We start from the raw sequence: 12,982 nt of genomic DNA on the forward strand, positions 1-12,982 counted from the left end.
AACTAACTACTCTCAGTCTGCTTTCTGATTTTTCTTTCTTCGTACGTGAAAGCACAACACATTATCAAAGGCAGAACAATTGACACTGCATCTACAACACTATTATCTGGATCTACCGTGGCTGTTTTAAACGCGAAAGACTCAACACTTGTTAAATTTACGCGTTCAGCTGAAAATGGCACATTTGAACTCAACGGCATTAAAAACGGCAAATTCATCTTATTGGTTTCTTATCCAAAATACGCTGATTTTGTTGATCATTTTACACTTGATTCTACTACACAGTTAAAAGATTATGGCAAAATAAACCTAACTGGCATGGCCAAAATTCTGGCTGATGTAATTGTTAAAGGAAACCGAAATGCCATCAAAATTAAGGGAGATACAACAGAGTTCGATCCAAAGGCATATAATATTGAGCCCAACTCAAAAGTAGAGGATTTGATTAAACAATTTCCAGGGATACAGGTAGATAAAGACGGAAAAATTACTGCTCAGGGTAAAGCTGTTCAAAAAGTATTGGTTGATGGGGAAGAGTTTTTTGGCGATGACCCTACATTGGTGACGAAAAATCTTCGTGCTGACATGGTTGAGTCTGTTCAACTATATGATAAAGCAAGCGATCAGGCCAGCTTTACGGGGATTGACGATGGCGAAAAAACAAAAACGCTAAACGTTAAACTTAAAGAAGACAAGAAAAACGGTTACTTCGGAAAAGCACAGGCAGGTTATGGAACTGATGATTTTTACACCGGCCAATTGATGTTCAACAAGTTTTGGGGCAAAAAGAAATTTTCTGCCTATGGTATCTTCGGAAATACCGGAACTGTCGGTTTGGGTTGGGACGATCGAGATAAATATGGTGGGTCGAGCGGTATGACTATGACCGATGATGGTGGAATGTACTTCAGCAGTGGTGGCTCTGATGACTTTGACAGTTACGACGGTCAGTACAATGGCCAGGGCTTGCCAGTTGCCCGAACCGGGGGATTGCATTTTGATAGCAAATGGAACAAAGACAAAGAATCATTAAATACCAATTATAAAATAGGTTCGATCAGGGTTAGCGGTAATCGGAACACCATTAGTCAAAACAACTTGAGTTCGGGCGTAATCAATAACGTATCTGATCAATACAATGACAACGATATGTTCAGACAAAAGTTGGATGCAACCTATGAGGTCAAGTTAGATTCGACTTTAACCTTAAAAGTTAACATTGATGGAACTTTAAAAAAGAGCAATACCTATAATCAATACAATACCTCAAGCAGAAACGGGCTCGATAGTTTGCTGAATACCACCAACAGAACACTTACCAATAAAGTGGATGAGCAGATGTTTAATGCCAATGCCTTATTTACAAAACGCTTTCAGAAAAAAGGCAGAACTTTATCATTAAACTTTAACCAGGCCATTTCGAAGAGCAATAGCGATGGTTATTTAAATTCAGAAAACAGTTATTTTGAAACCACCGGCAGAAGAGACAGCTTAATCAATCAATATAAAGTAAACGACATCACCAACAGTGCTTTCAAATCTAATTTGGCTTACACTGAACCATTATCCAAAACCTTAACGGTGATTGTAAATTATGGTTTAAGCTTGATGAACGGAAAATCAGACCGCAAATCGTTTAACAGATCGGGCAGTGGCAATTATGATATTTTAGATACAGAATTCAGTAATGATTATGAACTGGATCAAATCATCAATCAGGGTGGCGCTATCTTTAACTATAAAAAAGGTAAAACCATTATCAACTTCGGTTCAAAGTTTAGTGGAGTTAATTTTAAGCAAACCGATCTTTACAACAACAGAACTTACGACCGGGATTTTGTAAACTACATGCCACAAGCTTCTTATCAGTATCGGTTCTCGCAACAGAAATCATTCCGCTTAAGCTATAATGGTAATACGAATCAGCCTTCATTAGATCAAATTCAACCAATCAGGGTGAATACCGATCCATTAAATATTTCGTTGGGTAATCCAGATTTAAGACCTTCTTTTAGAAGTAATATCAACGCCAATTTTAACTCATACAAAGTATTAACCAATCAATCCATTTGGTTAAATGCATCCTATAGTTTCACGGCTAATCCAATTGTAAGCGATGTATCTACAGATGCATTAACTGGCAGAAGTACTTACAGATCGGTAAACATCAATGATAAAATGGCTACTAATTTTTATGCATATGCTCAAACCAGCAGAAAAATAAAGGGCATTGACTTAAACGCAGGTATTAGTTTAAGTGGAAATGGTAGCTCATCATACAACTATATCAATCAGGATTTAAACAACACTAAAAACTACAGCTATAACCTGGGTATTAATTTGAATAAGTATGTAGAGAAAAAGTATAGTTTCTATATCAACAGCGGACCAACTTATAATGTATCAAGAGCTAGTATTGGCAGCTTTGGAAATAGCGACGGTTGGGGCTGGAATGGATATGCTTCCGGTAATGTTCAACTTCCGGCTAAATTCGAATTATCAAGTGATGCACAATACGAATACCGTGGAACCACACAAACTTTCAACGAAACCTTCTCTCGTTTTCTTTGGAATGCCTCAATAACTAAAAAGTTTTTCAAATCAGAAAATCTGAAACTGATGATGACGGTTAACGACATCCTGAATCAAAACGTTGGCTTCGACCGAACAGCTTACAATGGAAATATTACGCAGAGCAGCTACACCACCATCAGGCGTTACTTTTTATTCTCCGTAATTTGGGATTTCAACAAAATGGGCGGCGGTATTAAAACTCAAAAATAATCATCATGAAAACTACACTTAAATATATCACCTTATTTGCTGTTATTTTCATCAGCAAAACACTACAGGCACAAAATGTGCATTTCGTACAAAACGGCATCATCGAATTTGAAAAAAGGTCGAACATGTATGCCTTAATCAAAAAGAAAATTAATAAGGATAATGAAACATATCTGAATCCTGCCTTTGATCAATATAAAAAAAACAATCCCCAGTTTAAGGTAGCGAAAAGCATACTGAACTTTAACAAAGATAAAAGCTTGTATAAATGGCCAACTGTTGATGAACCCATGAACAATAATTGGTTAAGTACAGATGTGCTTGCCGACTTAAAAAATACCGTTGCTACAAACTTTGATGCCCAGAGCAGCATCATACAGAAAAATGTTTATGAGGATGTTTATCTGGTAAAAGATAGTGTGCGTAAAATCAACTGGAAAATAACTGATGAGACACGTGACATCGCCGGTTACGAATGTCGCCGGGCAAATGCCATTATTATGGATTCTGTTTACGTTGTAGCTTATTATTCCAACCAAATCGCAGTTTCCGGTGGTCCAGAAACTTTTACAGGTTTGCCGGGGATGATTTTAGGTTTGGCATTACCTCATGAAAACGTAACGTGGTTTGCCACAAAAGTTACTGAAACAACGGTACCAGAAAAGGATTTAACTGCGCCAGTGAAGGGCAAACCTACAGATAATAAGGGTTTGAAAGCAATATTACTTTCGGCAATGAAAAACTGGGGCGAATACGCACATCCTATTTTTAAAGCTTTTTCGTTATAGCTTTTTGATCTATAATTATGTTTAATTTAGCATAATTGTATTCTCAAAAATGTATAGCGCACTTTACAATCACATCAATAAATTTATCGATTTGAGTAGTGAGGAGCAAGAAATTCTCGCATCGCTACTCAAATCATTTTCGTTTAAAAAGAAAGCTTATTTACACGAAGTAGGTGATATTTGCCGGGCAAATTATTTTGTGGTAAAAGGTTGCTTAAGGCTTTATTTCGTTGACATTAAAGGCGCTGAACAAACTACTCAGTTCGCCATTGAAAATTGGTGGATTTCTGACCTTACCAGCTTCATCTTTCAAAAACCATCAGATTTTTATATTCAGGCTGCCGAACAAACGGAAGTAATTGCAATTGAACACCGGCACTACGATGAAATGTTAGCAAAAATACCCAAGCTGGAAAAATACTTCAGGTCTATTTATCAGAAACTGCATCAGGCTTCGCAAATCCGCATCAAATACTTGTATAGCCAAACCGCTGAGGAGCGTTATACCAACTTTAACAAGCTATTCCCCGAATTTGTACAAAGGGTGCCGCAATATATGCTGGCCTCATATCTCGGCTTTACACCAGAGTTTTTAAGCAAAATCAGGGCTAAAAAATAGGTTTAACCAGAAACGGCGCAAAAAGGTTACTGCACAGAAAACGTTACTTGCCGGGCTGCACCCGGCTTTTCGTTTTAACGAGAAAATGTTGAAAACTTTAGGGTAAAACTCATTTCTTAAACTACATTAAGTTTTTTGATGATCAGGATGTGGAACTTTACATCGTAATCAAAAAACAATAAGAATGGAAAATAGAATCAACATCCAAAAAGCAGATCCAGCAGCTTACCAAGCCATGTATGGTTTAGAGAAATATTTATCAGCCAGTAGCGTAGATCCTATCCTTTTAGAACTGATTAAAATGCGTGCTTCGCAGATAAATGGTTGCGCATTTTGCTTAAATATGCACTCAGCTGATGCCCGTAAAATCGGCGAAACAGAACAGCGTTTATATTTGCTAAATGCCTGGCGAGAAACTACTTTATTTACAAAAGAAGAAGAAGCCGTGCTGGCTTTAACCGAAGAAGTTACGTTAATAGGCAACCATGTTTCAGATGAAACCTATGCAAAAGCTGCTGGTTTTTTTGATAAAAAAACCTTATCGCAAATTATTATGGCCATTGTAACCATTAATGCCTGGAACAGGATTGCAATCACGTCTAAATTGACGGTTGGTTAATTACCAGTTTTTTCCTTCTGGTTGGCGGCCCACCAACCAGGAGGTTTAAATCATCATTTCTCCACCCTAAACCAATCATATTCGGCAATGCCGGAGTCATTGGTTTGGGTATCTCTTATCGCAAATATTCCTACTTTGGCACCGATCCATTGTCCGGCAGTTGCCTGAAACTCATCGCCAACATTGGTAAAGTTAATTCCGTCTTCACTATAACTGAACTGGCATTTTGCACCGTTCGAAACCCTCACCCTAAGTTGAACATTACCTGATTTCAGCTTTGCTATTTCTTTTTCGTTTTCTTCTTTTCCTTTATCGGCATTTTGGCAAAGACCGAACATCAGGTACAGGCCATCTTTTTTACTTTTGATACTGATTTTGGTATAACTTCTGCCCATCACCACCAAACCGGTCTGCTCGTTTTCTAATTTTGGATTGGGCTTGAAGTTAACTTTAGTCGTCACTGAAAATTCTTCTGCGGGAAACTTTTGCATTAACAAGTTAGGAACGTCCCAAAGATTTTTGGCTTCTTCAGGGATTTTAGCCGTATAAAGTTTCAGTACACCTTTGTTTGCATCTGTAAAAGCCCAGGTAGCTTGCGGATTAGCCTGCCATTGCCATTGCAAACCTAATTGAGCAGATCCAAATTCATCACTTTCCACAGGAGTTACAATTGGATAAATTTTACCAACATTTGGTTTTTTGTAGGTGAAAACGGGTTCACCAATACCATCTCCATCTTTGTCTATTCCGATAACAGGCCAATTATTCACCCATTTCATGGGTTGTAGATAAACCACTCTCCCATAAGCATCTTTATCCTGAAAATGCAGAAACCAATCTTCTCCCGTTTGGGTATTTATCCAGGCGCCCTGGTGCGGACCATTTACAGCAGATTTTCCCTGGTCCATAACCACTTTCCTTTCATAAGGCCCGTAAATATTTTTGCTTCGCAAAACCAGCTGCCATCCGGTAGAAACGCCTCCTGCCGGAGCAAACAAATAATAATATCCGTTTCGTTTATACACCTTAGGCCCTTCAATTGTAGGATCTAATTCATGTCCATCATAAACAATTCTTCCGGTTTCTGTCGCTTTTAAACCATCTGCCGATAATGGCATGATGGCCAAAACGCTTTTGATTCCGGCTCTGCTTCCTGCATAGGCATAAGCCAAATAAGCTTTTCCATCTTCATCCCAAAACGGACAAGGATCAATCAGGCCTTTGCCTGCAGCAACCAATTTTGGAACAGACCAATCTCCTGTGATTGTTTTCGTTTTGGTAACATAAATTCCAAAATCAGGGTCAGGATAATAGATGTAAAATTCGCCATTGCGGTAACGGATAGATGGTGCCCAAACACCGTTTCCATGCTGCGTTTTTTCGAAATGCTCAAAAGGCGGTTGACGTTGCAAAGCATGGCCAATAATTTTCCAGTTCACTAAATCCTTTGAATGTAAAATCGGCAATCCTGGAATGGCATCGAAGCTGGAAGCGATCATGTAAAAATCATCTCCAACACGAATGGCATCTGGATCAGAATAATCAGCGTTGATAACCGGGTTTCTGAAGGTTCCATTTCCTTGATCAGCAACCCAAACTTTTGAAACGTAATTAGGTTGAGGTGCTTGTGCCAAACAGCTTAGGCAAACACCAGACGTGAAAATATAAGATAATAGAAATTTCATGATCAATCTTTATTGGTTAGAAAAGCGATCAAGATATTGTGCAGCACGATAACTTTTGCTTTATTAACAAGATTAAGCCTTTTTTAACTTTCGCCAAAATTTTAGTGTGCAATCGTTCCCGTGATGGTTTACGCGGTTCTGGCGCCATTTTTCCTCTGCTTCACTGTGGCTTGGTGCTTAAACTTGTTCATCAAATCATTTCCACTATAACTCCGTTTCGAAGTTTTATACTTTTATTTGGGCGATGTTAATTTAAGCCTAACCAGATTTATGAAAGCAATTATTTTATTTTTTATAATAATCTCGTTCACCGCAAATGCGTTTGAAACCAAAGCCGATTTTGTTGTAGCAGCCGATGGAACCGGAAATTTTAAAACGGTGCAGGAGGCGATTAATGCAGTGCCTGATTTTAGAAATAAAGTTACTTCGATTTTTATTAAAAAAGGGGTTTATAAAGAAAAGTTGATTCTTGCTGCGTCAAAAAAGAATGTGAAATTTATTGGGGAGAGTTTAAACGAAACCATTTTAACTTATGACGACTGGGCACAAAAGAAAAATACTTTCGGAGAGGAAAAAGGAACATCAGGATCATCAAGCTTTTACATTTATGGCGAAGGATTTTCTGCTGAAAACATCACCTTTGAAAATTCATCTGGTCCGGTAGGGCAAGCGGTAGCCGTTTGGGCAGGTGGCGATAAATCAACCTTTACCAACTGCCGGTTTCTCGGTTTTCAGGATACCCTTTATACCTACGGCGCAAATAACCGTCAATATTTTAAAGACTGTTACATTGAAGGAACGGTTGATTTTATCTTCGGTGCCGCAACAGCATGGTTTGAAAATTGCACCCTTTTTTGCAAGAAACAAGGCTATATTACTGCCGCTTCTACAGCCGATACCACCAAATACGGTTACATTTTTAACAAGTGTAAAATTAAAGGCGATGCTCCAATAAATAGTTTTTACCTCGGTCGCCCATGGAGGCCTTTCGCCAAAGTTGTTTTTTTAAATTGTGAATTGCCAGATTTTATCCGCCCGGATGGCTGGAACAACTGGGGTAAGGAAAGCAATGAGCAAACGGCCTATTATGCTGAATACAATAGCAGCGGCAAGGGTGCAAAATCAAAAAACAGGGTTCCCTGGTCTCATCAACTTACTGAAAACGAGTATAAAAGTTACATTTTGGAAAACGTTTTCCGGCGATGGAATCCGGAAAGAAAATAATGAAGGCAACTCTTTGATTTACAATTGGTAAATGACTGATTTACGACTCATTCCTGCTTAGTTTTCCGGCAACGTTTGCATAGATTTCTCTTCGCTTTTAGCGGCAAACAACGTACACTTGTTATTACGATAACCAAGTATAATTTAACAGCGCAAGTAATGAAACATATTTCTGGTCATTTATACCGTTCTAAAATAGCCCTCGCATGTATTTTTTTGTTTTCGGCTGGTGCAGCAATGGCACAGCAGAAAACCAGTATGCCTGTTATAAAGCAGGTAAATATTAAAGCTGATACGACAAGTATTGTAAGCTTTGGTGCGAAAGGCGACGGCGTTTCAATGAATACCGAGAGTATTAACAAGGCAATTGCGGCAGTGAGCCAGAAAGGTGGCGGTGTGGTTTTAATTCCTGGTGGATTATGGTTAACTGGCCCTATCGAATTAAAAAGCAATGTAAATTTACATTTGAAACGCGATGCTTTGCTTCAGTTTACCGATGATTTTAATCAATATAAATTAGTAGAAGGAAATTGGGAAGGTCAGCCGGCATGGCGAAATCAAAGTCCTATTTCTGGCACTGATTTGCAAAATATAGCCATTACAGGATCAGGTATTATCGATGGAAATGGTGGTGCCTGGCGCATGGTTAAACGGGATAAACTAACCGAATCGCAGTGGAAAAAATTAACTACATCTGGTGGTTTGGTAAGCGAAGACGGCAAAATGTGGTATCCATCAGAGAAAACTTTTAAAGGATCGAAAACCAAAAACGCTGGCGTGGTTGCGGCAGGCCAAAGTGCTGCAGATTTACAAAGCATTAAAGATTTTCTTCGCCCGAATTTGTTGGTGTTAACCAATTGCAAACAGATTCTTTTAGAAGGCGTAACTTTTCAAAATTCACCTGCATGGAATTTGCATCCTTTACTTTGCGAAGATTTAACCTTGAGAAATCTACAGGTTAAAAATCCTTGGTTTGCACAAAACGGCGATGGGGTTGACGTAGAATCTTGCAAAAATGTATTAATTGAAGGCAGCACTTTTGATGTTGGTGATGATGGAATATGCATTAAATCTGGCAGGGATGAGGCTGGTCGTAAACGTGGAAAGCCAACTGAAAATGTAATTATCAGAAATAATGTGGTTTACCATGCTCATGGTGGTTTCGTTGTGGGAAGTGAAATGAGTGGCGGCGCCAAAAATATTTGGGTTTACGATTGCTCATTCATTGGCACTGATATCGGCATCCGCTTTAAAACTACCCGCGGTCGTGGTGGTGTGGTGGAAGATATCTACATCAATAACATCAACATGATTGATATTCCGGGCGAGGCCATTTTGTTCGACATGTATTATGCTGCAGTTGATCCAATCGTTTTGGCGGGAGAAAAACGCGAAGCGATTAAAACAGTTGTAGTTCCTGTTACGGAGGCAACACCTCAGTTTAAAAACATCTATATCAAAGATGTGGTAGCCAATGGTGCGGAAAAAGCAATTTTCGTACGTGGATTGCCTGAAATGAATATTAAAGATATTTACTTAGAAAACGTTACCATTCAGGCAAAAAAAGGCGTTGAAATTATCGAGGGAACAGGTATTTATTTGAAAAACGTAAACGTGATTACCGATGATACCAATCCGGTTGTAAAAATCCAGAATGGAAACAACATCAACTTTAATGGTTTTAAATACAAAGATGGTTCGGCATTATTGTTTGATATTACGGGTGAAAAAACCAAGGCTGTTAAAGTTTCAGGAACGAATGTTTCGCAAGCCAAAAAACAATCAAATATCGGTACTGAAGTAGCTAAAAAAGCTTTGGAAATTTCAAAATAAGAACATGAAGAAATCACTTTTATATACAGCCGTTGCGTTATTGGGTTTTTCCATTTCAGCTCAAAGTTTATTTGCACAAAAGAAACTTTCTGAGCAGTTGACGCTTACTGCCATGGAAACTTTGTGGCAAGATACTACCGTTTTAAAAGGGCCAAAAGGCCCGAGGTGGTCGTACGATATGGGTGTGGTTTTGGAAGGTGCTGCAGCGGTTTGGCGCAATACTGGCGATGGTAAATACTTCAAGTACATTCAAAGTTCAATGGATGCTTATTTGGATAAAGAAGGAAACATCGCTACCTATAAATCAGAAGATTTTAATATCGATAACATTAAAAATGGCCGTGCCTTATTATTGTTGTATAAAGTTACTGGTCAGCAAAAATATTTGTTAGCGGTTAATAAATTATACAACCAAATTAAAACCCAACCACGGACTAAAGAAGGTGGTTTTTGGCATAAGAAAATTTATCCTAACCAAATGTGGTTAGATGGATTATACATGGGGCAGCCTTTTTATGCAGAATATGCGAAGCTGATGAAAAAGGATGCTGATTTTGATGATATCGCCAATCAGTTTATCTGGATGGAAAAAAATGCCCGGGATGCCAAAACAGGTTTGCTTTACCATGGCTACGATGAAAGCAGGGAAGAGAAGTGGGCCGATAAAAAAACCGGTCTTTCACCGAATTTCTGGGGAAGAGCAATGGGCTGGTACATTATGGCCTTAGTTGATGTGTTGGATAATTTTCCGAAAGAACATCCTAAATATAAAGAGTTGTTAGCGATTTTAAACCGCACAGCAGCAGCGACCGTAAAATACCAGGACTCAAAATCGGGCGTTTGGTGGGATATTTTAGATATGCCAACGCGACAAGGAAATTACCTGGAAAGTTCAGCATCAAGCATGTTTGTTTATGGCCTGGCAAAAGGTGTTCGCAATGGTTGGTTGCCACAATCTTTCATGGCTGCCGCGAATAAAGGTTATGCTGGCTTAAAAAAGGAATTTGTTGAAAAGGCGGGTAACGAACGCATCAACCTTACCAAAACGGTTTCAGTTTCTGGCTTAGGCGGAAAACCACGATACCGCGATGGAAGTTTTGAGTATTACATCAGCGAGAAAGTAATTACAAATGATCCGAAAGGAATGGGTGCATTTATTTGTGCAGCGGCCGAAATGGAAGTTGCGACTTTGCCAAAACCGGGAAAAGGATTAACGGTAACCGTTGATAACTTCTTCAACAACGAATACATGACTGGCCCAACAGGCGATAAAATTCCATTCCACTATTTATGGGAGGAAGATGATAACAATGGTTTTTCTTTATTTGGCAAAGTATTTAATGATGCCGGCGTAAAAACGGCTACTTTAAAATCAGCACCTACTACCGCAAACTTAAAAGGCAGCAACATTTATATTATCGTAGATCCTGATACGCAAAAGGAAACGGCTAACCCTAATTTCATGAATGCTGACCACGCCAAGCAAATTGCAGAATGGGTTAAAGCTGGTGGTGTTTTGGTACTCCTGTTAAATGATGCTGGCAATTGCGAGATTACCAAATTCAATACCTTGCCAGAACTGTTCGGAATGAAATTCAATGAGGATAGCCGCAACAAAGTTCAGGGTTCAAACTTTGAGCAGGGAGCGGTTAAAATCCCTGCTGGAAATGCCATTTTTAAAACAGCGAAAAAGGTTTACATCAAAGAGATATCGACCATAGTTGCCAAAAGTCCTGCGGTTCCAGCTTTAACAGATAATGGCGATGTGATTATCGCGACAGCAAAATATGGTAAAGGAACCGTTTTCGCGGTTGGCGATCCATGGTTTTACAATGAATATATCGATGGCAGAAAACTGCCGGAAGATTTGGAAAATTATAAAGCCACAAATGATTTGGTGAACTGGCTGATTAAGCAGGTTCCGGGAAAGAAATAAAAATAATCCGTTGGTTAAAACCAACGGCAATATAAGGAAATACTTGAATTCATTGCAGGCTGCTTTAGCTGCCTGTTCAAAAGATTTGGATATCGGCTTTAGCCAAAATTATGCTATTGACTTAAATTTTCGCCGATTCAAGGAATTTATATTGCTTTATAATAACAAGAGCTAACAAACATGACTAAAATAAAAATATTACTCACCATTGCCTGCAGCAGCTTGCTAATTTCTTGTTATGCCCAGCTCCCAACAGATTCTACTGCAGAAAAAATGTTGGTGTATCAGTTAGGAAATGGCGGTTGGCCGAAGCAACTGGAAGACAAAAGCGTGGTGAATTACGGCGCCAGTTTAACACCAGAATTGCTTGCAAAAATTAAAGCAACCAAAGATCTGCATGCTACTTTCGACAACAAAGCAACCAGCAGAGAAGTGGTTTACCTGGTAAAAGCTTATAAGAAAACACAAAACAAAGCATACTTAACAGCAGCAGAAAAAGGCTTGGATTATATTTTGGCAGCACAATATGCAAATGGTGGCTGGCCGCAATATTATCCTGATCAATCTTCATACCGTTCAGAAATCACTTACAATGATGATGCGATGATCAACGTTTTAGATATCCTCCAGGACATCGCCACAAAGAAAAATGATTTTGAAGTAGTCAATCCGGAATACATTAAAAAGGCAGAAAAGGCGGTAGCAAAAGGCATCGATTGCATTTTGAAAACCCAGGTAAAGCAAAAAGGTGAATTAACCATCTGGGCAGCGCAATATGATAAAGATTCGATGTTGCCTGCAAAAGCGAGGGCCTTTGAACCTGCATCTTTAGCTACAGGTGAATCCGCTGGCATTGTTCGCTTTTTGATGGGGATTAAAAATCCATCAGCAGATGTTAAAAAATCTGTTGCAGCAGCAGTAAAATGGTTCGATACTTATAAAATATCAGGTTTTCGTTTCGTACGAGAAAAGGGAAGAACAGCATCCTTAATTGCTGATAATACCAGTATGGCCTGGGCCCGTTTTTACGATTTGGAGAAAAACGTTCCCATTTTTGGCGATCGTGATAACAGTATTAAATCGAAACTGGAAGAACTCAGTGCAGAAAGACGGAATGGTTATGCCTGGTACGGTAACTGGGGGCAAAAAATTATAGAAAAAGAATATCCGAAGTGGTTAGCCATAAACGGGAAGTAATAAAGTATAACTCGTCATTGACGGAAATCTCAAGAACATGCTTTTAAACAAGGAAAATTTAAAAAATATCAGCGGAGAAAAGGTAATTAAACCAACTGCTGAAATGTTGGAGTTGCCAGAAAAGGTAATTCAGTTTGGTACCGGCGTTTTGCTACGCGGTTTGCCTGATTATTTTATCGATAAAGCGAATCATCAGGGTATTTTCAATGGCAGAATCGTGGTGGTAAAAACCACATCTAAAGCCGGAGTTGATGATTTTGCTGATCAGGATAATTTATATACGCTCAGTGTTAAAGG

The 12,982-nt window shown here is 38.9% G+C and carries 9 protein-coding genes and 1 pseudogene; 9 read left to right on the top strand and 1 reads right to left on the bottom strand.

Annotated features, from left to right (window positions below; genetic code table 11):
• Positions 1-45: 45 nt before the first annotated feature.
• The 4 genes from ON09_RS17655 to ON09_RS17670 all read left to right on the top strand — a co-directional run bounded on the left by ON09_RS17655 (position 46) and on the right by ON09_RS17670 (position 4,810).
• The gene (locus ON09_RS17655; protein WP_238533724.1) at positions 46-2,784 is read left to right on the top strand and encodes an outer membrane beta-barrel family protein; all 2,739 of its coding nucleotides are present in this window, start codon (positions 46-48) and stop codon (positions 2,782-2,784) included.
• Between the two features lie 5 nt (positions 2,785-2,789).
• Complete coding sequence (locus ON09_RS17660) at positions 2,790-3,572, top strand: GLPGLI family protein (RefSeq protein WP_010602395.1); 783 nt, start codon at positions 2,790-2,792, stop codon at positions 3,570-3,572.
• 49 nt (positions 3,573-3,621) lie between these two features.
• On the top strand, positions 3,622-4,191 hold the full coding sequence (locus ON09_RS17665) for a Crp/Fnr family transcriptional regulator (RefSeq protein WP_010602396.1): 570 nt from the start codon (positions 3,622-3,624) through the stop codon (positions 4,189-4,191).
• A gap of 184 nt (positions 4,192-4,375) precedes the next feature.
• Positions 4,376-4,810: a carboxymuconolactone decarboxylase family protein gene (locus ON09_RS17670; protein ID WP_010602397.1), complete on the top strand. Its 435-nt coding sequence runs from the start codon at positions 4,376-4,378 to the stop codon at positions 4,808-4,810.
• 53 nt (positions 4,811-4,863) lie between these two features.
• On the opposite strand, the gene ON09_RS17675 is transcribed toward ON09_RS17670, so the two are convergent.
• Positions 4,864-6,495, bottom strand: a complete 1,632-nt coding sequence (locus ON09_RS17675) for a glycoside hydrolase family 43 protein (protein ID WP_010602398.1) — start codon at positions 6,493-6,495, stop codon at positions 4,864-4,866.
• Positions 6,496-6,765: 270 nt separating this feature from the next.
• Here ON09_RS17675 and ON09_RS17680 point away from each other — a divergent pair, with 270 nt between their 5' ends.
• The 5 genes and pseudogenes from ON09_RS17680 to ON09_RS17700 all read left to right on the top strand — a co-directional run.
• Complete coding sequence (locus ON09_RS17680) at positions 6,766-7,719, top strand: pectinesterase family protein (RefSeq protein WP_010602399.1); 954 nt, start codon at positions 6,766-6,768, stop codon at positions 7,717-7,719.
• A 159-nt stretch (positions 7,720-7,878) separates the two neighbouring features.
• Positions 7,879-9,552 carry a glycoside hydrolase family 28 protein gene (locus ON09_RS17685; RefSeq protein WP_010602400.1) on the top strand — a complete coding sequence of 558 codons (1,674 nt, stop codon included), beginning with the start codon at positions 7,879-7,881 and terminating at the stop codon, positions 9,550-9,552.
• Between the two features lie 4 nt (positions 9,553-9,556).
• A complete protein-coding gene (locus tag ON09_RS17690; RefSeq protein ID WP_010602401.1) occupies positions 9,557-11,488 on the top strand; it encodes a glycoside hydrolase family 88/105 protein in 1,932 nt (643 codons plus the stop codon).
• Between the two features lie 180 nt (positions 11,489-11,668).
• Complete coding sequence (pelA, locus tag ON09_RS17695; RefSeq protein ID WP_010602402.1) at positions 11,669-12,685, top strand: pectate lyase; 1,017 nt, start codon at positions 11,669-11,671, stop codon at positions 12,683-12,685.
• A gap of 37 nt (positions 12,686-12,722) precedes the next feature.
• Positions 12,723-12,982: pseudogene (locus ON09_RS17700) on the top strand (tagaturonate reductase); the annotation flags it as partial.

It is taken from the genome of Pedobacter agri PB92 (assembly GCF_000258495.1).
In the GTDB taxonomy this organism is placed as follows: Bacteria; Bacteroidota; Bacteroidia; order Sphingobacteriales; family Sphingobacteriaceae; genus Pedobacter; species Pedobacter agri.